The sequence below is a fragment of the Agrobacterium sp. M50-1 genome, from assembly GCF_049843495.1.
In the GTDB taxonomy this organism is placed as follows: Bacteria; Pseudomonadota; Alphaproteobacteria; order Rhizobiales; family Rhizobiaceae; genus Agrobacterium; species Agrobacterium radiobacter.
Genome location: NZ_JBBHZH010000004.1, coordinates 388,907 through 410,284, shown reverse-complemented (window position 1 = coordinate 410,284; position 21,378 = coordinate 388,907). Strand labels below are relative to the sequence as shown.

Here is a 21,378-nt window from a genome sequence, read left to right as displayed (position 1 = left end):
GAGTGGCGCCCGCAAAAAGCCCGCGCGCCTGGCAACGCATGCTGTCCGGCCGGCGGCTCGATCTGCTCGACCCGTCGCCGCTCGATGTGGAAATCGTCGATATCGCCCACGGCCTTGCCCGTGTAGCCCGCTGGAACGGCCAGACGCGCGGCGACCACGCCTTTTCCGTCGCCCAGCATTGCCTCATCGTCGAGACCATCTTCTGCCGCATGTGCACAAGCGCGACGCCTGATGACATGCAGATGGCGCTTCTGCATGACGCGCCGGAATATGTCATCGGCGACATGATCTCGCCGTTCAAATCCGTGGTCGGCGGTGGTTACAAGACCGTGGAAAAACGGCTGGAAGCCGCCGTGCATCTGCGTTTCGGCCTGCCGCCGCATGCGTCGCGCGACTTGAAGGACCGCATCAAGAAGGCCGATACGGTCGCCGCCTTTTTCGAGGCGACGGAGCTTGCCGGTTTTTCCACCGCCGAGGCGCAGAAATTCTTCGGCCTGCCGCGCGGCATCACCCGTGACATGTTCGACATGACGCCCCTGCCCTCCACCGAAGCGCAAAAGCTGTTCATCGAACGTTTCGAAGCGATCGAGGCGCTGCGCGCGGTCAGGACGGGGAGCGCGACATGACGGCCATTGTCGTATCGCCGCTGTCGCGGATCGCGGAGATGGCCGTGAAGCACAAGGCCCGCGAAATGGTGACACTGATCGCCAAAGAGCAGTCCTTTCACCGCCCCGCCGTCATTACCGCAGAACGGCATCTGACGCTTGCCATGAACGACATCACATTCAAGGGCACCGCCGATCTCATCGCGCCTGATGATGCGCATGTGCTGAAGCTGATCGATTTCGCCCGCGAATGGGACCAGTCCGCGCCGCTGCTCATCCATTGCTGGATGGGCGTTTCGCGCTCGCCCGCCGCCGCCGTCATCGCAGCGCTCAGCCTTTATCCTGACCAGGATGAGATGGAGCTTGCGCTGCGCCTGCGCGCCGTCTCACCCTATTCCACGCCGAATGCCCGCATCATCGCCATTGGCGACCGTCTGCTCGGACGCGGCGGCAGGCTGGTGGCAGCGATCAAAAAAATCGGCAGGGGCGCGGATACGGATGGTAACGTGCCCTTCGTGCTGCCGCTTGGCGCCTGAGGCCATTTTGGCGGAACCCTCATGGCGTCCAGTCGTTACCAACCCTGAAGAGCAATGAAAATCACAGGATAATTCATGGAACAACAGGCAACGGATATCATCGTCGCATCGCAGGCGGCGTTGCAGCAGGCGAGCGCGCTTGCGGTGCAATATTCCTTCTCGGTCGTTGGTGCGCTTCTGCTGCTGATCATCGGCTGGCTGGCCGCCACCTTCCTGCAGCGATGGGCCTTTCAGGGCCTGTCGCGCATTCGTGGCTTCGATGCGACGCTCGCCGGCTTCTTCGCAGGCGCCATCCGCTATGTGGTTCTCATTCTCGTGCTGGTCATGGTGCTTGGCCAGTTCGGCGTGCAGACCGCCTCCATTCTCGCAGCCCTCGGCGCCGCCGGTCTGGCCATTGGTCTGGCGCTGCAGGGCACGCTGCAGAACATTGCCGCCGGCATCATGCTTCTGGTGCTGCGGCCCTTCCGGGTCGGCGAATATATCGAGACCAGCACGGTCAACGGTACGGTGATCGAGATCGGGCTTTTTGCCACCGAACTCAAGACCAGCGATGGGCTCTATCGTCTTGCGCCCAACTCCACCCTCTGGAACGTGCCGATCACCAATTACAGCCGTTTCCCCTCGCGCCGTCACGAACTGAGCCTGACGGTCAAGACTGACGAGGATCTCACGGCCGCACAGGACATGCTGATGAAAGTCGTGCGCTCTGAGAGCCGGGTTTTGCTGGACCCCGCCCCCGTCACCTTCGTCGATTCGGTCAGCGCCGACAGCGCCACCGTCAAATTGCGCTACTGGGTGCGCAGCGACAATTATTTCGCGACGACCCGCGAGGTGACGAAGGCCATGAAACTTGCCTTCGACGAGCGCAAGACGGAAGTAAACGCGCAGCCTGCCTGAGACCTCACGTCTCTCCCCCTCTTTTCAAGCGCGGTGGCTGCAAGAGCCATCGCGCTTTTTCGTTGCGTTGCGTTGGAGCACACACTTGCATCCCGCTGACGTGGCCTCTATAGCTCGTTACGTAATGTTATTACGTAACTTACTTTTATGGATATGAGAGGGCCGAAACAATGCAGAAGATACTTACCCGCGTCACCGGCGCTGTCGCACTTGGTTCCATGCTGCTGGCGGCGACCACGGCAATGGCTGCCGGCGGCGACAAATCCGCAGCCCATAGCCACGACCATGGACACGATCACGGCCACCAGATGACCGAGGCTGAAAAGCAGATCTACAAGGGTTATTTCGAGGATGCGCAGGTGAAACCACGCGCGCTTTCCGACTGGGAAGGCGACTGGCAGTCGGTCTATCCTTACCTGCTGAACGGCTCGCTGGACCCCGTCATGGCCGAAAAAGCGGCCCACGGTGACAAGACCGCTGCCGAATACCGCGCTTATTACGACATCGGTTACAAGACCGATGTGAACCGCATCGTCATCAAGAGCGACAGTGTGGCGTTTTATAAGGACGGCAAGCCCGCTGAAGGCACCTATGTCAGCGACGGCCATGAAATCCTGACCTACAAGAAGGGCAATCGCGGCGTCCGCTACATCTTCAAGAAAACCGGCGGCGATGAGGCTGCACCGCAATTCATCCAGTTCAGCGATCACTCCATCGCCCCGGTCAAGGCGGGCCATTACCATCTCTACTGGGGAGCTGACCGCAAGGCGCTGCTGGACGAGGTGACCAATTGGCCGACCTATTATCCCTTCCTGATGGACGGCGGCGATATCGTGAAAGAAATGGCGGCGCATTAACTACGCATGACATTCCGGCACGGGCATATTCTTCATGCCCGTGCTGCCTTCCTTATTGCCCCATGGTGGAGCGATGCGCCCAGCCGGTCATGCGCTTTTCAAGCCAGGCCATGATCGCATACATGACGATGCCTTCCACCGCGAGCATCAGCAGGCCGGCAAAGACGAGCGGCACATTGAACTGGCTCTGCGCCGAGCTCATCATGTTGCCGAGGCCGTAATTGGAAGCGACGGTTTCCGACACGACCGAACCGACAAAAGCGAGCGTGATGGCGATTTTCAGCGAGCCAAAGAAATAGGGCATGGAGCGCGGAATACCGACCTTCAGCATGATGTCCATCTTCTTTGCGCCAAGCGCCCGCAGCACATCTTCCGTTTCCGGTTCAATGGTGGCAAGGCCGGTCGCGACATTCACGACGATGGGGAAGAAAGAGATCAGGAAGGCGGTTAACACGGCAGGAACCGTGCCGATACCGAACCAGATGACGAGGATCGGTACCAGCGCCACTTTCGGGATGGCGTTAAAGCCGATCATCAGCGGATAAAGCCCGGCATAGATGGTTTTCGACCAGCCGATGAACAGACCGATGGCGAGACCGGCGGCCACAGCAATGGCAAAACCCAGTGTCGTCGTATAAAGCGTCTGCAACGAATTTTTCCAGATCGGCGACCAATATTGCATGATGGCCTGTCCAACCCTTACGGGTGACGGCAAAATGGTGGGCGGCATTTTCAGCGCATGGACGAGCAGTTCCCACAGCACGAAAAGCGCCAGCGTATAAAGCCAGGGAGCGGCTTTCACCCAGTTGACGCGGGCGATCAACGGCTTGCGCGGCTCGGCCGTTACGGTGCTGTCCACAATCGCGCTCATGCCGCCACCCTCGCCTGGGCGATCTCACCATGCAGTTCCTGCACCATATCGTTGAAACCCTTATCATACATGATATCGAGCTGGCGCGGGCGGGCAAACGGCACGCGGTGTTCCGCGAGCACCCGGCCCGGCCTTGCACTCATCACGAAAATCTTGTCGGCCAGAAATGCCGCCTCTCGCAAATCATGGGTCACGAGGATGATGGTGACACGCTGTGCGGCGTGCAGGTCGCGGATGACGCACCACAATTCCTCGCGGGTGAAGGCATCGAGCGCGCCGAAAGGCTCGTCCAGCATCAGCAGTTCCGGTTCGTGGATCAGGGCCCGGCAAAGATTGGCGCGCTGCTGCATGCCGCCGGAAAGCTGCCACGGGTATTTTGAACCGAAACCCTTCAGGCCGACGATTTCCAGCAACCGCTCAGCTTTCGCGACATATTCCGCCTTATGGGCGCGCAGGCGTCGGCGATGTTTCTCGACGATTTCCAGCGGCAGCAGGATATTTTCGAGCGTCGTGCGCCAGGGCAGCATCGTCGGGTTCTGAAACGCCATGCCGACAATGGAAACCGGCTCCGTGACCTGCCGCCCGGCAACGATGACATTGCCCTTCTGCGGAATATGCAGCCCGGTCACCAGCTTCATCAGGGTCGACTTGCCGCAGCCGGAGGGACCGACCACGGCGGCGAATTCACCCTTGTCGACCGTCAGGTTCAAGCCGGATACGGCCAGCGTGCCGGCGGAGCCGCCGTAACGCATGTCGACACTGTCTATTTCCACGAGATGTGACATTGCTGTCCCCGTTTTAAGTTGCTGATCGGGCGGTTGAACCCTGCAGCGTTGCAGCTTGTTTCTTCTCCCCACCGGGGAGAAGGTGGCCCGAAGGGTCGGATGAGGGGGCAGCGCCAGCGATAGACCGAGAGCTTGCCCCCTCATCCCGCTGCCGCGACCTTCTCCCCGGCGGGGAGAAGAAGCATGCCGCACCCGCTCACTCCGCCCATTACGGAAGCATGCGCTCTTCCTTGGCCGGCAGGTAGGTCGCGTCAAACACCTGCTCCGCCTTGACGTTGCCCTTCAGGCCGAGGGAAACTTTCAGCGTCTCGACGGAGGCGGAAAGCCGGGCCGGATCAACGCCGCCCATTCCGTTTTCCACCACATAGGGCGTCTTGATATTCATGCTGTTGGCCATGTTGAGGCGTTCAAGTTCGATGGCGCTGTCGAGCGTCTCGTTGCGCTTGAGCACGGCCGCCACGCCCTCTTCGGGGTTCTTGACGGAATCGGCGAAGCCCCTGGCCAGCGCTTTCAGGAAGCCCTTCACGGCATCCGGGTTTTTCTCTGCGAAATCAGTGTTTACCAGCACCGCATTGCCATAAAGATTCAAGCCGTGCTCGGCCATCAGGATAGTCGAGATATCGTCATCGGCGATGCCCTGTTTCTTGAGATTGAGGATCACCGAAAAGGCAAAGCCGAAAACGGCGTCGACATCGCCCTTGGCAAGCATCGGTTCACGCACCGGAAACCCGATCGATTCGATCTTGATCTTGCTGTCATCGAGACCTGCGACCTGCTTGAAGGCCGGCCATTGCGCGAAAGCGCCATCCGGCGGCGGCGCGCCGAGCTTCTTGCCTTCCAGCGACTTCGGATCACCGGTGACACCCAGCGACTTGCGGCCGACCACGGCGAAAGTCGGGCGCTCATAGACCATATAAACGGCTTTGATCTTCTGGCTCGGATCCTCGTCAAGGAACTTCATTACCGAGTTGATGTCACCGAAACCCATCTGATAGGCGCCCGTCGCCACGCGGGGAATGGCTTCCACCGAGCCGTTGCCGCTGTCGATGGTGACATCGAGGCCTTCGGCCTTGAAGTAACCCTTGTCGAGCGCCAGGAGGAAACCGGCGGCGGGGCCTTCGAACTTCCAGTCGAGCGTGAATTTCACCGGCGTTTCGGCCCGTACCTCTACCGCCGGCAATGAAAATCCGGCGGTTACACCGATGGCGGTAATGGCCAGAGCTCTGGTCAACAACCTGCGCGTTAAAATCATCTGTTCCCCCTGATGGTTTTGTTGGATTGGTTGCATAAGACCCAATTCCAACTCTCAAGGCAAGATAAAATTGCATACAAAATAGCCGTTATTTTGTATGCTTATTTTATATGCATAATCAGTCACAAGGCAGGCAAAAAGCCGGCAATCTGCCCATCGCGCATGCAACGAAGCGAAAGCAATATCGTTCACGCAGAGAACACAGCGTTCTCATTTGCCGGGGTTGCGGATCAGGGGCAGCGTGCGACAAATAGGGCCACGAACAGCAGGCGAAACGGCGGGACGGCAAGATGAATTCTGCACTGGGAATACACCACATCACCATGATTACCCGGAAGGTGCAGGCGAATGTGGATTTTTACGCCGGCTTTCTGGGTTTGAGGCTGGCCAAGCGCACGGCCGGTTTCGAAGACGCCATGCAGCTTCACCTGCTTTATGGCGATGACATCGCCTCGCCCGGCTCCCTCCTGACATTTCTCGTCTGGGAAGATGGCGGCCAGGGCCGTGTCGGTTATGGCCAGACGCTGGAAATTTCCGTGGCGATCGATCCCGCTGCAATCGGCTTCTGGCTGACGCGGGCGCTGAGATTCGGCATCCGCGCGGAAGGCCCGACTGACGAATTCGGCGCGCCGGTGATCCGGCTGAAAGATCCTGACGGCCTGATCGTCAAGCTGGTCGGCACCCACGCCTTTGCCGATGCCACGCCGCATGTGACGGACGATATTTCCGCCGAGGACGCCATTCGCCGAATCTATGGCGCGACGGTGCTGAGCGAAGTGCCGGAAGAAACCGTGGCGTTTCTGGAGAAACATTTCGGTTACCGGCAGGAAAGCCAGGCGGGCGCGATCCGCCGCCTCGTTTCCGACAGCGGCGACATTATCGATGTGCGCGACGCCACCGGCTTCTGGTCCAGCGCGCCGGGCACCGGCACCGTTGATCACATCGCCTTCCGCGCGAAGGATATGGGTGAGCTGAACGCGGTTCTAACCGGGCTGAAATCGCTGAATTCCAGCACCACCAATGCCCATGACCGCAAATATTTCCACTCGCTCTATGTCCGCGAACCGGGCGGCGTGCTGATCGAAATGGCGACCGACGGGCCGGGCATGACAGTGGACGAACCGTTGGAATCGCTCGGGGAAAAACTGTTTATCCCGCCGCTCTTCATGAAGGACGAGGCGGATGTGCGTGTCGCCCTGCCGCAATTTGCAATGCCGGGCGAAGAACGAATCATCTATCGCGACCTGCCCTTCGTGCACCGTTTCTACACGCCCGAGGAGCCGGATGGCAGCACCATCATCCTGCTGCACGGTTCCGGCGGCAGCGAAACGAGCCTGATGCCGCTGGCGCACCGGGCAGCACCGGGCGCCACCCTTCTCGGCGTGCGCGGCCGCAGCACGGAAGAAGAGATCGCCCGCTGGTTCCGCCGTTTCCCCGATTTCAGCTTCGACCAGCAAGATATCGTCACGGAAACAGAAGCCTTTGCCGCCTTCGTGGAGGGGGCAATCCGCGCTTATGGTCTTGATCGCTCGAAACTGCGGTTTATCGGCCATTCCAATGGCGCGAACTTCTACGCGGCCTTTGCGGCGCTCTATCCCGAATTTGCGGGCGACGCCCTTCTCTATCGCCCGATGCCGGTTCTCGAAACATGGCCGCAGACCGATCTTTCCGGCCGCAATTTCCTGCTTGTTGCGGGAGAGCGCGACAAATATCTCGACAGGGCGCACGAATTGCAGGGCAGACTGGCGGCGAGCGGAGCAAGGGCGCAAATGGAAACGGTTGAGGACGGGCATGAGCTAGGGCTTGCCGATATCGAAGCGGCACGGCACTGGCTGGCGGATGTTTCCTGATTTTCGAGCGATACGCATGAGCCGAGCCGGTGCCGCCAATTTCTTCTCCCCGTCGGGGAGAAGGTGGCCCGAAGGGTCGGATGAGGGGGCGACGTCAGCGATAAACTGAGAGCTTGCCCCCTCATCCTGCTGCCGCGGACTTCTCCCCGGCGAGGAGAAGAAACAAGCGGCTTACTCCCTCGCCAGCCGCATCCGTCATCAACCGGGCCTTGCATAAATTCACCAAAAGGGCTTTAAAAACAGCTTCGTAATTGGAGAGTCCGTTTGGAAATCCCGCTGTTTATCCTCGCCCTCGTCGCGGCCTTCATCTACACGCTGGTCGCGAGCATCCGCAACTCAAGCCGAATCAAGTCGCTCGAACGGGAGGTTCACAGCCTCAAGCGGCTGATGGCTGCGGGCGTGACGCCTCCTGCGGCGGCGCAAACGGAGAGCGCGGAATCCACGGTAAAACCGGATTTCGAGGCGGAAGAGCCAAGCAGGACGCCTGCGGAAGACGCAGCCTTCCAGGCTGAATACGCCTCCGAACCCCAGGAAGCCGCCGCCATGGCGCAGGCGGAAGACGCCGTCCGCGAGGAAGCACCTTCCGCTCCTGTCAGCGAGGCGGCATCCGCTCCGGCGACGAAGGAAAGCTTCGAAAGCCTGCTCGGCGCGCGCTGGGCGGTCTGGGCCGGCGGGCTGGCGCTCGCGCTCGGCGGTATTTTCCTCGTCAAATATTCGATCGAATCGGGGCTGCTCAGCCCGGCTGTGCGGCTTTCGCTCGCCGCCATTTTCGGCCTCTTCCTCGGGCTTGCCGGCGAAGCGATCCGCCGCAAGGCGGTGCCGGGCATCGCCACCACCTATTCCAACGCCATGATACCGGGCGTGCTGACGGCGGCCGGCGCGTTGACGCTGTTCGGCGTGGTTTATGCGGCCTATGGCATTTACGACTATATCGGCCCCGGCACGGCTTTTGGCCTGCTTGGCCTCGTCGCCTTCGCCACCATCGGGCTTTCGCTGCTGCACGGGCAAGCGCTGGCCGGTCTCGGCCTTCTCGGTTCGATGCTGACGCCGGCACTGATTTCCACCGAAACGCCGAATATCTGGGCGCTCTTCGTGTTCCTCACCGTCTCCTGGCTGGCAACGGCGGCGGCAGCGCGCAGGCAGGGCTGGACCGTCGTTCCCTCTCTCGCCAATGCCGGGCTCGGCCTCTGGGCGCTCGGCTATATCGGCTTTTCCGAGACGATCAGCGCCGAACCGCCAACACTTGCCCTGCTCGTCATGCTGGCGGGAACAATATTCCTCTGGCCCGGCAAGGCATTCGACACGCCGCCTGCCGAAACTGCCGAAACCGCAGCGCCCGAGCGCCGCGCTGTCCGCGCCATGCGGCTTCTGTTACGCCCGTCGCTCGCCCTCAATCTCACCGTCTCGATGGCCGTGATCCTGCCGGCAATCGGCTTCCTTTTTGCCGATGGCGGCGTCGATACTCATCCGGCGCTGATCGTTTCAGCGCTTATCGCCGCCCTTGCCGCCCTTGGCGCCGCCCGCCACTATGCGGTGTGGCCCGCTATTATCGCAGCACTTGGCGCGCAGGCTGCGGTATCGCTGATGTCCCGTCAGGGTCTCGACTTCATCGGCGTCATCAACAATACGGCCGTATCGCTTCCGCCCGTTTCGGTTGGCTACACGGCGGAAATCGCCATGGCGCTCGGCCTCGGGGCCGTCTTCGTGCTGTCCGCCTTCTCCTTCCTGAAGCGCAAGGGTGCTGACGATGGGGATTTCGCCCAGCTCTGGGCCGGTATCGCCGCGTTATTCCCGGTCTGGCTCGCCACCGCAAGCTTTGTCGAATACGGCAATCTCGGCCGCGACTGGCTGCACGCCGCCTATGGCCTCGGCCTCGGCTTCGTGCTGATTGCAGGTGCCGAATGGCTGCACCGGCAGAACAACGAGGCCTATCGCAAGCCGCTCAACATCCTCGTGCTCGGCTCCTTCGCCGCCTTCGCGCTCAGCCTGCACACGCTGACGGAGGGGCTGGTGACAACCGTTCTGCTTTCGGTCATCGGCTTCATCTATGTGCTGGGCAGCCGTTACCGCAACTGGGAAGTTCTGCCCTGGGTGATGGCCGTGGCAAGCGTTGCCGTTCTCGGCCGCATCGCCTGGGAACCCACCATCGTCGGGCCGCAAAATCTTGGGCTTACGCCGGTCTTCAACGCGCTTCTTCCGGGTTACGGCATTCCCGCACTGCTGGCCGTCGCCTCGGCATGGCTGCTGCGTGACTGGCCGGGGGTCAGGGCGAAGAACTTCCTGCAGGCTATTGCCAGCGTCATGGGACTTCTCGCCGTCGCCATCCTCGTCCGCCACGCGATGAATGGCGGCACGCTGGATAACAGCGTGCCGACGCTTGGCGAACAGTCGATCTATACGCTGCTCACCATCGGCTTCTCGGGCGTGTTGATGACGCTCGATCTGAAGAGCCCCAGCCCCATCTTCCGCTACGGCTCGATGATTGCCGGCGTGATTGCGGTCATCAACGTGCTGACGATGCATTTCTTCACGCTCAACCCCTATTTCACCGGCGAAAATACCGGCGGCATCCCGTTCCTCAACCTGCTGCTGATCGGTTACCTCCTGCCGGCGCTCGCCTATGGCGGCCTTGCCTATTACGCGCGGGGCAAACGTCCACCGCCCTATGTCAGCATGCTGGCGGTGGCCGGCGCCGCACTCGGTTTTGCCTGGGCCACGCTTTCGGTGCGCCGCTTCTGGCAGGGCGAAAATATTGCCGACTGGAAGGGTTTCCTGCAGGGCGAGACCTATAGCTATTCGGTGGTCTGGCTGCTGATCGGCGTGCTGCTGCTCGTGCTTGGCTCGCGCTTTAATGCCCGCAGCCTGCGTCTGGCATCGGCCGCCTTCGTGCTGATCTCTGTTGCCAAGGCGTTCCTGATCGACATGAGCAATCTCGAAGGCGTGCTCAGGGCGCTGTCCTTCATCGGGCTCGGCGCAGTGCTGATCGGCATCGGCCTGTTCTACCAGAAAATCCTCACCCGGAAGCCGCAGGCATGATCGCGGCCGAGGCTTTCGCGCCCTATGCGGCGCTTGCGCAGGAGCTGATACCGCACGCCGCAGACAGCGGCGACGGTTCGCATGATCTTGCCCATATTCACCGCGTCTTCCGCAACGCCATGCGCATCCATGCGGGCGAAGGCGGCGATGGCACCGTGCTGGCCGCCAGCGTGCTGCTGCATGATTGCGTGGCGGTGGAGAAAAACTCGCCGCTGCGCGCGCAGGCCTCGCGGCTTGCAGCGCAAAAGGCATCCGGCATTCTGATGGGGCTCGGCTGGAAACAGGCGGATGTTGACGCCGCCGCCCACGCCATCACCACACACAGCTTTTCCGCCAATATCGAGCCGCAGACACTGGAGGCGAAAATCCTTCAGGATGCCGACCGGCTGGATGCCATCGGCATGGTGGGGGCGGCGCGCTGCTTTTATATTGCCGGGCGCATGGGCTCAGCACTTTATGATCCGGTAGACCCGCTGGCAAAGAACCGGCCGCTTGACGACCGCGCCTTTGCCATCGACCATTTCGAAACCAAGCTGTTCAAGCTGGCCGACGGTTTTCGCACCGAAACAGGCCGGCAGATGGCCAAGGCCCGCGATGAGCGGCTGAGACAGGTGCTGGACCTGTTTCTCGACGAGATCTGAGGAGACCCGAGATGCGTGTGACCGAACTCAACATCTATCCGCTGAAAAGCGCGCGCGGCATTCCCCTCTCCGAAAGCGCCGTTTCGGCCGAAGGCCTGCCGGGTGACCGCCGCGCCATGCTCACCGACCCCTCGGGCCATTTCATCACCCAGCGCGAATTGCCTGCCATCGCCACGGTTCTGGCCCGGCATGAGGATGGCGGCATGGTGCTGGCGCGCGACAGGGAAGATGAGATTTTCGCACGGCCATCCGGGCAGCGCATGGATGTGGCGGTGTGGAAATCGATCGTCAGCGCCAATATCGCCGATGACGAGACCAATGGCGCGCTCTCGGCATGGCTCGGGCGCGAGGTGAAGCTCGCCTTTTTCGATGATGCGTCGAAACGTATTGCGAGCCTCGAATGGACGGGCAACGAAACGCCCGTCACCTTTGCGGACGGTTACCAGATCCTCGTCACCACCACGGCCTCACTTGCCGCGCTGAACGACAATATGCGCGCCAATGGCGAGGACGCTGTCGGCATGGAGAGGTTCCGGCCCAATATCGTGCTTGACACGGACGAGCCATGGGCTGAGGACCGCTGGGCAGCCATCGAGATCGGCGGCATTCGCTTCGATCTCGTCAAACCCTGCGCCCGCTGCATCATGACCACGCAGGATCAGACCACCGGCTCGCGCGATGTGCCCTCCCCCGTGAAAGCCATGGGCCGCATCCGCATGTCTGGCGACCGGCGCGTGCCCGGCCCGCTGTTCGGCTGGAACGTGACGCCGCGCAGCCAGGGCAAGCTGTCCGTCGGCGATGTGGCAAAGGTGGTCGAGGAACGGCCGGAAGGCTGGTCGATCAAGCGGCGCTAAGCCGGGCCGGTTCAAACGGAATCCCCTGTGCATCAGGCAGCGTTTTAACCTGCCTTCAAACCCTCGCTTCCCTCATTCCTGTGCTTGTCACAGGAATCCAGCCGACGCGCGTTGGCGCGGCGAGAGGGGCCTTTTCAGCCCAAGGACTTGGGCTGGCTCGATCTCTGTGACAAGCACGGAGACGAGGAGAGGACGGAGCACTATGGACAACGGCAAGCTTCGAGCCTGACGCACCGATCTCAATCTTCGTGCACGCCGACGATACAACGCACGAGCTACGTCACGGCTTACGCGCGCCGACGATCAGGAAAATAGGGCGGCGGTCTTCGTGTTTCATTTCCGGCCGTTCCGCCAGCAGGGCGGGGTCCGGCCGCGGCTCGGCCAGCCGCGTGATCGTAAAGCCGGCAGCCATGAGCGCGTTCAGGATGGATGACACCGTGCGGTGATATTTGACCACGTCGTCCACCATCCAGTTGGAATGGCGCACGCCCTCGCTTTGGTAGTTATCAAGCGGCCAGTGCAGGATTTCGCCATCCTCGCCATAAAACCAGTCCTGTTTTTCCAGCGCCGTGAAAACGGGATGTTCGATGGAAAAGATGAAGTCGCCGCCGGATTTCAGCGCGGCAAAAATCTTCGCGAATGCCACGTCGAGATCGCGAACGTAATGCAGGGCGAGAGAACTCAGCGCCACATCGAAACTTTCCTGCGGAAAATCGATGTCTTCGATGGCGGCGCGGCGGTATTCGACGCCGGGCCCACCATTTATCTCGGCGGCGCGACGCAGCATGTTTTCCGAGAGGTCAACGCCGACAACATGGCGCGCGCCCTGTTCTGCGGCATAACGGCAATGCCAGCCGAAACCACAACCGAGATCAAGAAGGGTCCTGTCTTGCAGGGGCGGAAGCATGGCGCGCAATTCGTGCCACTCACCGGCCTGGCGCAGCCCCTCCACGGAGCGCGGCATGGCGCTGTAGCGCTCGAAAAACCCGGGATCGTCGTAGATATTCTGTTTCATCGTCGTCTCTTCGTCCGCATTCCATCAATCGCATGAATAGTGGCCGTCAAGAAAAGTCGCTAGTGGGAGCGACTGACAAAAGATAATATTCGTCCCATCATAGCGGAATCCGCGGCAAGCCATGTCCTTTTTTGGAGCGAGGCGCCGCGATGGGGGAATATTCATGTTGCAAGCCACGCGCCAGACCATGCCCTGGGTGATTATCGCCGCCGGGTCACTGATTGCCGTCATGACCTTCGGGCCGCGTTCGGCCATGGGCTTTTTCCAGCTGCCGATGCTTGCCGATACCGGCTGGGACCGTTCCACCTTCGGTCTCGCCATGGCGCTGCAGAACCTCTTCTGGGGTCTCGGCCAGCCCTTCTTCGGCGCCATCGCCGATAAATTCGGCACGGGCCGCGTGCTCGTTCTCTCCGGCTTTCTTTATGCCGCCGGCCTCATCTGCATGTCCTTCGGCACCTCGCCCTTCTGGCTGCATTTCGGCGGCGGCGTGCTTGTCGGGCTCGGCATTGCCGCCGGTTCCTTCAGCGTCATCCTTTCGGCCTTTGCGCGCCATGTCACGCCGCAGCAGCGTTCGCTCGCCTTCGGTATCGGCACGGCGGCGGGTTCGGCCGGCATGTTCCTGTTTGCGCCGATCAGCCAGGGGCTGATCTCCACCTATGGCTGGTCGGACAGCCTCGTCTGGCTTGCCGCGATGATGATGCTCGTGCCGCTGCTCGCCTTTTTCATGCGCGGCAATTCCTCCTCCGGCAGCCAGTCGCAGGCGCAGTTCCAGCAGACCGCGGGCGAAGCGCTGAAGGAGGCGCTCGGCCATAAAAGCTACCTGCTTTTGACCACCGGATTTTTTGTCTGCGGTTTTCAGGTGGCCTTTATCACCGCGCATTTCCCGGCCTATCTCGGGGACATCGGCATCGAACCGCGCTATGCCGTCATCGCCATGGCGCTGATCGGCTTCTTCAACATCATCGGGTCGCTTGCCGCCGGCGTCATTGCCCAGCGTTATTCGAAACCCTATCTGCTGGCCTATATCTATATCGCCCGCTCCGTCGCCGTCACCGCCTTCCTGCTTCTGCCGCAATCGCCGCTTTCGGTCATCATTTTTGCGGCCGTCATGGGCGTTCTCTGGCTTTCCACCGTGCCGCCCACCAATGCGCTGGTGGCGATCATGTTCGGCACGCGCCATCTCGGCATGCTCGGCGGCGTCGTGTTCCTGTCGCACCAGATCGGCTCGTTCCTCGGCGTCTGGCTCGGCGGCTTCCTTTACGACAGGCTCGGTTCCTATGATCTCGTCTGGTGGCTGGGCGTCGGCATGGGGATTTTTGCGGCCATCGTGCATTGGCCCATCCAGGAGCGGCCGGCCCCGCGGCCTGCAATGGCCTAGTCAGACAGCCTTATCGAGCGCGGGCGGCATCGCCCCGCCTTCATTCGCCCTGCCCTCAAGCGCCTTCAGCGCCGCCTGCACGAAACCGTCGCGGGCGGCGTTTTCGTTGAGGCCACGAGGATCGTAGACATGCCGGTTGAGGAAATGGGCGGTGAGGCGGAAAGCCGCCGCAAGGCTGTCAGGATCGGCGGCCTTCGACTGGCCTTCACTCAAGAAAGCCGGAAGCGACAGCATGCGCTCCGCATAGGGCGCACCTGCCGCGCGGCAAACCGCCCTGCCGGTTTTGGGCGATACATAGATGAGGTCGGTGCGCAGCCCTGTCGCCGCACATTCGGTAAGATCAAGCCCGAAACCGAGTTCGTTCAGCACCGCCAGTTCGAAGCGCACGAACAATTCCCCGGCATCGACCGGATTATGGAGGTTGTCGAGAATGATATCGAGCGCCTGATAGAGATGCGGGTGCGGATCGCGCTCCGGCAGAAGCCTGAGAAGAGCGCCCATGGCCTGTACACCATAAACCGCGGTCGCCGTTTCCATCAGCTGCGCGGCGCGCAATTGCAGCGGCTCGATGCGGAATTCACCGAGATGATCATGAAGGCGCGCCCGCCAGATGACATCAACCCGGTTTCCGGCCTGAAGAACCGGCTGCATGCTGCGCGAACGGCCGGAACGGACCAGCCCCAGATGGCGGCCACGCGAAGGGGTCATCACCTCGGCGATGACACTCGTCTCGCCATGGCGTTTTACGCCGAGAATGATTGCCTCTTCCTGCCACTGCATGAAACGCGTCCGAATTTCGATTCAAGGCCGATCATACCCGATCTGGCGGCGAAACGTTATTCTTTTACCGCATCGTCGTCCGTGCCGACGAGGTTGAGGACGAAATCGATAATTTCATTTTCCCCGAAGGGCTTGCCGAGCAATGGCGCATGCATGAGATCATCCGGAAAACCCGTCGTGTCGCCATAGCCGCTGACGAAACCGAAGGGAATTCCCCCATCGCGCAGCCCGCGCGCAAAATCATAGCTCTTGCCGTCGGTAAGGCTGACATCGAGAAGCACGCAATCGGCGCCTTCCTCTTCGACGGCCTGCCTCGCCTGCGCCAGCGTCGTGGCGATGACGACGGCTTCCACCCCCATGGACTGGAGAACCGCTTCGACATCAAGCGCCACCAGATATTCATCCTCAACGATGATAACCCGTTGTGGCACCATATGTTTTCTTCTTCCTAAAATATCGCCGCAAGGCTAGAAGCTGCGGTTTCCGTCACGATTCTCCAATGAGATATCACGACAGGAGTCGCAAATTACGGCTCCACCGTCATTTAAAAAAGACATATCGAAAGAAGATCAGATGAAGGGTCTTTGCCGCTTTTCGTCGCTTTCCCAACCCGCAATGTTGCTCAACCCGGTATCGTCAAGCACCAGACAACCCTTGTCCGTCCAGCGGATGAGGCCGCGATCGACCAGCTTTCTCAAGGTCTTGTTGGTGTGAACGATGGACAGGCCGAGCGTGTCGGCAACGTGTTGCTGGGTGACCGGGATCGGTGTTTCGCCGGGGATGAGATTGACCGCTTTCGCCTTGCGATAAAGAAACGCGATGAGATAGGCCGCACGTTCCAGCGCGGTGCGCCGGCCGATGCTGAGGAGGTGGCTATCGAGCATGCGTTCCTCGCTCGCGGCGATCCAGGTCAGGTCATAGGCAAGCGTCGGATGGTCGGTGAAGAGATTGTTGAGGCGCGAGCGCTCGAAGACGCATAGGGTGACCGGCGACAGGGCCTCCACCGAATGCTGCATTTCCCCCATCACCGTGCCCTGCAGGCCGACGAGATCGCCCGGCATGACATAGTTCAATATCTGCCGCCTGCCGTCTTCCAGCGTCTTGTAACGGAAAGCCCAGCCCTGCAGAACGGTGTAAAGATGGGCGCTGTGCGAGCCTTCCATCAGGATGACGGAGCCGCCTTCCACCGCGAGTTCCCCCGTCTTGAAACGAGAGACGAAGTCCAGCTCGGAGGAGGAAAAGTCTCGGAAATGCGGCAGGTCACGCAGGGGACATTGCTGGCACGGGGTGGTGGAAATTCCGTTCGGTTTTTTTGGCGACATGAATATCCATCATCGAAAAAAGGTTGCGCCCAATTGTTTTGGAACAACCCGCCCGAACGTATTCGGTTCCCGATGGTGGGTGAAGATATTCAGATCGACCTTTGTTCACAGGTCCCTCTGCCAGCTCCGCCCTCATTCCTGTGCTTGTCACAGGAATCCAGCCGACTCGCGTCTGCGCGGCGAGAGAACCCGTCCAGCCCAAATACTTGGGCTGGCTGGATCCCTGTGACAGGCACAGGGATGAGTGAGGATGCCGGGAAGCCTTAGTTTCGGGGGAATTCCAGGCCCATCTCACGGAAACGCTCGGGGTCGTCGCCCCAGTTCTCGCGCACCTTGACGAACAGGAAGAGATGCACCGGCTGCTCGAGGATTTCAGACAGTTCCTTGCGCGACGCGGTGGAGATCGCCTTGATCGCATCGCCGTTCTTGCCGAGCGCAATCTTCTTCTGGCTGTCGCGCTCGACATAGATCACCTGCTCGATGCGTACCGAGCCGTCCTTGCGCTCCTCCCACTTCTCCGTCTCGACATGCGAGGCGTAGGGAAGTTCCTGATGCAGTCGCAGGAACAGTTTTTCGCGGGTGATTTCGGCGGCGAGCTGGCGCATCGGCAGATCGGAAATCTGGTCTTCCGGGTAATACCACGGACCTTCAGGCAGAGCCTCCACCAGATAATCCATCAGGTCTTCGCAGCCCGAACCGTTGGTGGCCGAAATCATGAAGGTGCGGTCAAACGCCACCGTCTCATTGGCGGCGGCGGCAAGCTTCAGAAGATCTTCGCGCTTCACCTGGTCGATCTTGTTGAGGCAGAGGATCTTCTTCTGCGGAACGTCCTTCAGGCCTTCGAGAATGGCCTCGGCGTCACCTTTAAGACCACGCTCGCTGTCGATCAGCAGCAGGATGAGATCGGCATCCTTCGCGCCGCCCCAGGCGGAAGTGACCATGGCGCGGTCGAGCCTGCGGCGCGGTTTGAAGATGCCGGGCGTGTCCATGAAAACGATCTGCGCGTTCTTGTGGATGGCGATACCGCGCATCACCGCGCGCGTCGTCTGAACCTTGTGGCTGACGATCGAGACCTTGGCGCCCACCAGCCTGTTGACCAGCGTCGACTTGCCGGCATTGGTCGGGCCGATGAGGGCTACGAAGCCGGAACGGGTCGGAAGGTTGTTGTCTTCGCCTGCAATGGCGGGGTTTTCGTGATCGGTCATGATATCCATCAAGGTCAGAGGTATTCAACATGCGGCCTTCTCGGTCCGCCATGCGCTCGATTTAGCACCCTATGGCGGGCGCTCAGTTCTGGGTGGAGCCCTTCTGCCAGACGCCTTCGCGTTCCAGCAATCTTGTAGCCGCCACCTGCTCGGCCGCGCGCTTGGAGCGCTCGACGCCGGTTTCCGGCTTCACGCCGGGAATTTCGACAGTCACCGTAAAGCGGGGATCGTGATCCGGTCCGGAGCGATCGTCAACCCGGTAAGAGGGCGTGGTCGCAAATCTGGCATGCGCCCATTCCTGCAATTCGGTCTTGGCGTCTCGCCGACCGGCATCCACGCTCGTCGCACGGCCCTGCCAATATTTCAGAATGAACTTGCGCGATGCTTCCAGCCCGCCATCCAGATAAATGGTGGCGATCAGGCTTTCGACCACATCGGCGCGCACATTCAGCATCGCCTTGCCGGTCAGCTTCTTCACGTCGGATCCGGTGCGGATGAAATTATGCAGCCCCATCTCGTCGCCGATCGCGGCGCAGGATTCGGCGCTTACGAGCTGGTTCAGACGGACGGAGAGTTCACCTTCGGTGGCGTTACGGAAAATGGAGAACAGCAATTCCGCCACGCAGAGGCCGAGAACGCGATCCCCCAGAAATTCCAGCCGCTCATAATTGCCGGCCGCGGCGGAGCGGGCGCTGGCATGGGTCAAGGCCCGGTCGAGCCGGGCCTTGTCCTTGAATTCATATCCGATCAACGCTTCCAGACGGGAGATTTCGTCCGCGGAAAGCGGCTTGGTCTTACTCATCCCACAACCTTGAACAGGCGGTCCCAACGCATGTTGGCCGGCCATTCCCAAATGCGGCTGAACGGCGTGTCGTTGCCCAGCGAGAAGAAGATGACGCTGGCGCGGCCGATCAGGTTTTCTTCCGGCACGAAGCCGACATCGAAGCGGCTGTCGAGAGAATTGTCTCTGTTGTCGCCCATCATGAAATAATGGCCTTCCGGCACCACGAATTCGCGCGTGTTGTCGCCGCGCGAATCGGGCGACTGGTCGAGCGTGTCGTAGGTGACGCCATTATCCAGCGTTTCGCGGAAGACCGGCACATTGGCGCCCGGATCGGCGCGGTAATCGGAGGTGAAGTTGCCATCGGGCTGCTTGGGTACTGGCTGGCCATTGATGAACAGCACGCCGTTCGTCACCTGGATGCGATCACCGGGCAGGCCGACGAGGCGCTTGATGTAATCAACCTCAGGATTGGGCGGCAGGCGGAAGACCACGACATCGCCGCGCTTCGGCTTGCTGAATTCGAGAATGCGGCCCGAAAACAGGTTCGGAGAAAAGGGCAGCGAATATTTCGAATAGCCGTAGGAGAACTTGTTGACGAAAAGATAGTCGCCAACCAGAAGCGTCGGCATCATCGAGCCTGACGGGATCGTGAAGGGCTGAAACAGCACGGTGCGGATGACCATGGCCAGCAGCAGCGCCTGAATGATGACCTTGACGTTCTCCCAGAGGGCGTTCTGCTTCTTTTCAGCTTTTTCCGACACTTAAAGACCTGCCTGATTGTTTCCCGGCTTCTTCGGCTTCACGAAGGCTTCCGGGCCGTTGTTTGTCGAGCCTGCGGCGGTGGAGCGGTTTCACACTGCCGGCAAGGCTTTCATATTTCTGCGACTTCTCTAGAACCTTTCCTGCCCGAAGGGAAGCGCTTCTGTCACACGCCCGCAAATAGAGCGCCAATGCGGCAAGGCCGGGGCCTCAATCGATCACGGGAAGGGCTTCTATGATCACAAATGCCTGAGCATAGGGAAAATCGTCCGTGATCGTCAGATGAATATTGGCGCGGTGGCCGGCGGGCAGCATGGCCGCCAGCCTCTCCCCCGCCCCATTGGTCAGCCTCATGGTCGGCTTGCCGCCCGGCAGATTGATGACACCCATGTCCTTCCAGAAGACGCCATTCGCAAGGCCGGTTCCCAGCGCCTTGGAACAGGCTTCCTTGGCGGCAAAACGTTTGGCGTAGGAAGCGGCGCGGTTCTTGCGGCCATCGGATTTGGCGCGCTCGATATCGGTGAAACAGCGATGGGTGAAGCGCTCGCCGAAACGTTCGATCGACTTTTCAACGCGGCGGATGTCGATCAGGTCGCTACCCAATCCAATGATCATTTCAGCATCTCCAGAGAAGCATTCTTGTTGGCGGCGCGATGCGCGAGATTTTCCATCTTGCGGCGCTGAAAACCGCTGATGAGGCCATAAACGGCGATATAGGCGATGATTGCGCTGATGCCGGCCGGAAGAAGCGCGCCGATGGTCATGGGCTCCAGCACCGGCGTCCATATCTGCCGGAATTCAAGATGGCTGAACAGCGCCACGAAATCCACATGTGCGGCACTTTCCGCGCTCTGACGGCCGAGAATGAAGTGTCCCAGCTCCCAGGTGGATGCCCAGATGAACGGAAATGTCAGCGGATTGGCGAAGGTGGTGCCGAGCGCCGCCGCCACGAGATTGACGCGCAAGAGGAAACCGAGCGCCATGGCGATGATGATGTGAACGCCGAGAAACGGCGTCCACGCCACGCCCACACCGATGGCGACACCGGCGGCAACGGAATGCGGAGAGGCGGAAAGCCTGAGCAGGCGCAGCTTCATATAGCGCAGCGAACGGGAAAAACCCGTGCGCGGCCAGAACAGGTCACGAATCTTCTCTGAAAAACCAACGGGTTCACGGCGGCGAAACGGCATGGAGGCAGTCTATTTCATCACCCCGGCGGAGCCAAGAGCATCGTAGACGACGGGAGGATTTCTTTTGCAGGCGTATTCTCTGCTTCCGTCATTCCGGCCCTGAGCCGGAATCCAGCCGACGCGCGTCTGCGCAGCGTCACCAGATGAATACGAACCTTGCCGGACACTCCGACGTAATCCTCGGGCTTGTCCCGAGGATCTGCAACCGACTGATTTAATTCAACGTGATTAGATCCTTGGGACAAGCCCAAGGATGACGTCGAGGAAATACGCACCCTCTCGCCGTCAACTTCATTGCAAAGGCAGCGTGTCCTATCATTTAGACCGGACAGCGGTGGACGCCCGCTTGAAGCGCGCATTCACATAGTTTTGCGACATGGAGGAAGGCGCTGGCCGATAACGGCTGCACCTGCTTATCCCATACGCATGGCGGTTGGCTGCCATGCGCTGAGCGCATTACCGGCGGAACAGGCCGCGGTCGATTTCGCGCTGGCGGAATTCGAGATCGACATTCGATACCGAACCGCTGAGATATTCAAATTCGCGTTCCTGGGTGGTCTTGCCACGGACGGCGCGGGCGATCTTGCGAAGCGGAGTAAACATGATTTTCGGTCCTTTCGGTTTGGAACTGGCGTTTCTCATCGGTGTTTATCCACCGGCACGCCGCGTTTCCTTCTCTTCAATTTCTGAGGAGAAAATAGTCGCAAACCACCTTCACGACCAGAGACAGGAAAAGGCCGCTGCCATGCGTTGAGTGCATA

General features: G+C 60.6%; 23 protein-coding genes. 10 read left to right on the top strand and 13 right to left on the bottom strand.

Translation table 11 applies throughout. From position 1 onward, the window contains the following. The first annotated feature begins 2 nt into the window (after positions 1 to 2). From WDZ78_RS12480 to WDZ78_RS12465, 4 genes are all read left to right on the top strand, one after another. Positions 3 to 626 (top strand): YfbR-like 5'-deoxynucleotidase, encoded by a 624-nt coding sequence (locus WDZ78_RS12480; protein WP_425673177.1) that lies wholly within the window; start codon positions 3 to 5, stop codon positions 624 to 626. Continuing rightward, entirely contained in the window at positions 623 to 1,141 is a 519-nt protein-coding gene (locus tag WDZ78_RS12475) for a tyrosine phosphatase family protein (protein ID WP_425673176.1), read from the top strand. Before WDZ78_RS12480 ends, WDZ78_RS12475 begins: the two co-directional genes overlap by 4 nt. A 75-nt stretch (positions 1,142 to 1,216) precedes the next feature. Next, positions 1,217 to 2,038, top strand: coding sequence for a mechanosensitive ion channel family protein (locus tag WDZ78_RS12470; protein ID WP_425673175.1), 822 nt, complete (start codon positions 1,217 to 1,219; stop codon positions 2,036 to 2,038). A 170-nt stretch (positions 2,039 to 2,208) separates the two neighbouring features. Next, entirely contained in the window at positions 2,209 to 2,895 is a 687-nt protein-coding gene (locus tag WDZ78_RS12465) for a metal-binding protein ZinT (protein ID WP_087743688.1), read from the top strand. Between the two features lie 52 nt (positions 2,896 to 2,947). On the opposite strand, the gene WDZ78_RS12460 is transcribed toward WDZ78_RS12465, so the two are convergent. The 3 genes from WDZ78_RS12460 to WDZ78_RS12450 form a co-directional block, all read right to left on the bottom strand. After that, positions 2,948 to 3,766: an ABC transporter permease gene (locus WDZ78_RS12460; protein WP_425673174.1), complete on the bottom strand. Its 819-nt coding sequence runs from the start codon at positions 3,764 to 3,766 to the stop codon at positions 2,948 to 2,950. Further along, entirely contained in the window at positions 3,763 to 4,551 is a 789-nt protein-coding gene (locus WDZ78_RS12455) for an ABC transporter ATP-binding protein (protein ID WP_026363472.1), read from the bottom strand. Before WDZ78_RS12455 ends, WDZ78_RS12460 begins: the two co-directional genes overlap by 4 nt. Positions 4,552 to 4,759: 208 nt before the next feature. Then, positions 4,760 to 5,803 carry an ABC transporter substrate-binding protein gene (locus tag WDZ78_RS12450; protein ID WP_026363473.1) on the bottom strand — a complete coding sequence of 348 codons (1,044 nt, stop codon included), beginning with the start codon at positions 5,801 to 5,803 and terminating at the stop codon, positions 4,760 to 4,762. Between the two features lie 290 nt (positions 5,804 to 6,093). Between WDZ78_RS12450 and WDZ78_RS12445 the strand changes: the two genes are divergently transcribed. From WDZ78_RS12445 to WDZ78_RS12430, 4 genes are all read left to right on the top strand, one after another. Next, on the top strand, positions 6,094 to 7,653 hold the full coding sequence (locus tag WDZ78_RS12445; RefSeq protein ID WP_425673173.1) for a VOC family protein: 1,560 nt from the start codon (positions 6,094 to 6,096) through the stop codon (positions 7,651 to 7,653). Between the two features lie 264 nt (positions 7,654 to 7,917). Next, positions 7,918 to 10,689: a DUF2339 domain-containing protein gene (locus WDZ78_RS12440; RefSeq protein ID WP_425673172.1), complete on the top strand. Its 2,772-nt coding sequence runs from the start codon at positions 7,918 to 7,920 to the stop codon at positions 10,687 to 10,689. After that, positions 10,686 to 11,330: an HD domain-containing protein gene (locus WDZ78_RS12435; RefSeq protein WP_425673171.1), complete on the top strand. Its 645-nt coding sequence runs from the start codon at positions 10,686 to 10,688 to the stop codon at positions 11,328 to 11,330. The genes WDZ78_RS12440 and WDZ78_RS12435 overlap by 4 nt, the downstream gene beginning before the upstream one ends. 11 nt (positions 11,331 to 11,341) lie before the next feature. Further along, complete coding sequence (locus WDZ78_RS12430) at positions 11,342 to 12,184, top strand: MOSC domain-containing protein (RefSeq protein ID WP_425673170.1); 843 nt, start codon at positions 11,342 to 11,344, stop codon at positions 12,182 to 12,184. Between the two features lie 280 nt (positions 12,185 to 12,464). On the opposite strand, the gene WDZ78_RS12425 is transcribed toward WDZ78_RS12430, so the two are convergent. Continuing rightward, positions 12,465 to 13,199 carry a class I SAM-dependent methyltransferase gene (locus WDZ78_RS12425; RefSeq protein ID WP_425673169.1) on the bottom strand — a complete coding sequence of 245 codons (735 nt, stop codon included), beginning with the start codon at positions 13,197 to 13,199 and terminating at the stop codon, positions 12,465 to 12,467. A 163-nt stretch (positions 13,200 to 13,362) separates the two neighbouring features. On the opposite strand from WDZ78_RS12425, the gene WDZ78_RS12420 reads away from it, so the two are divergent. Beyond that, positions 13,363 to 14,577 (top strand): MFS transporter, encoded by a 1,215-nt coding sequence (locus tag WDZ78_RS12420; RefSeq protein WP_020009543.1) that lies wholly within the window; start codon positions 13,363 to 13,365, stop codon positions 14,575 to 14,577. On the opposite strand, the gene recO is transcribed toward WDZ78_RS12420, so the two are convergent. The 9 genes from recO to WDZ78_RS12375 all read right to left on the bottom strand — a co-directional run bounded on the left by recO (position 14,578) and on the right by WDZ78_RS12375 (position 21,220). Beyond that, a complete protein-coding gene (gene recO, locus WDZ78_RS12415; RefSeq protein WP_020009544.1) occupies positions 14,578 to 15,357 on the bottom strand; it encodes a DNA repair protein RecO in 780 nt (259 codons plus the stop codon). Positions 15,358 to 15,413: 56 nt separating this feature from the next. After that, entirely contained in the window at positions 15,414 to 15,791 is a 378-nt protein-coding gene (locus WDZ78_RS12410) for a response regulator (protein WP_020009545.1), read from the bottom strand. Between the two features lie 135 nt (positions 15,792 to 15,926). After that, positions 15,927 to 16,679 carry a Crp/Fnr family transcriptional regulator gene (locus tag WDZ78_RS12405; RefSeq protein WP_020009546.1) on the bottom strand — a complete coding sequence of 251 codons (753 nt, stop codon included), beginning with the start codon at positions 16,677 to 16,679 and terminating at the stop codon, positions 15,927 to 15,929. Positions 16,680 to 16,942: 263 nt separating this feature from the next. Continuing rightward, the gene (gene era / locus WDZ78_RS12400; RefSeq protein WP_020009547.1) at positions 16,943 to 17,893 is read right to left on the bottom strand and encodes a GTPase Era; all 951 of its coding nucleotides are present in this window, start codon (positions 17,891 to 17,893) and stop codon (positions 16,943 to 16,945) included. A 73-nt stretch (positions 17,894 to 17,966) separates the two neighbouring features. Beyond that, positions 17,967 to 18,686 (bottom strand): ribonuclease III, encoded by a 720-nt coding sequence (rnc, locus tag WDZ78_RS12395; RefSeq protein WP_425673168.1) that lies wholly within the window; start codon positions 18,684 to 18,686, stop codon positions 17,967 to 17,969. After that, positions 18,683 to 19,429 carry a signal peptidase I gene (gene lepB, locus WDZ78_RS12390; protein WP_425673167.1) on the bottom strand — a complete coding sequence of 249 codons (747 nt, stop codon included), beginning with the start codon at positions 19,427 to 19,429 and terminating at the stop codon, positions 18,683 to 18,685. Before lepB ends, rnc begins: the two co-directional genes overlap by 4 nt. 208 nt (positions 19,430 to 19,637) lie before the next feature. Next, positions 19,638 to 20,042, bottom strand: a complete 405-nt coding sequence (acpS, locus tag WDZ78_RS12385) for a holo-ACP synthase (RefSeq protein ID WP_020009550.1) — start codon at positions 20,040 to 20,042, stop codon at positions 19,638 to 19,640. Continuing rightward, complete coding sequence (locus WDZ78_RS12380) at positions 20,039 to 20,617, bottom strand: DUF2062 domain-containing protein (RefSeq protein WP_020009551.1); 579 nt, start codon at positions 20,615 to 20,617, stop codon at positions 20,039 to 20,041. Before WDZ78_RS12380 ends, acpS begins: the two co-directional genes overlap by 4 nt. A 456-nt stretch (positions 20,618 to 21,073) precedes the next feature. Continuing rightward, a complete protein-coding gene (locus WDZ78_RS12375) occupies positions 21,074 to 21,220 on the bottom strand; it encodes a hypothetical protein (protein ID WP_003496944.1) in 147 nt (48 codons plus the stop codon). On the opposite strand from WDZ78_RS12375, the gene WDZ78_RS12370 reads away from it, so the two are divergent. After that, on the top strand, positions 21,219 to 21,371 hold the full coding sequence (locus WDZ78_RS12370) for a hypothetical protein (protein WP_020009552.1): 153 nt from the start codon (positions 21,219 to 21,221) through the stop codon (positions 21,369 to 21,371). The genes WDZ78_RS12375 and WDZ78_RS12370 overlap by 2 nt on opposite strands. The last annotated feature ends 7 nt before the right edge of the window (positions 21,372 to 21,378 follow it).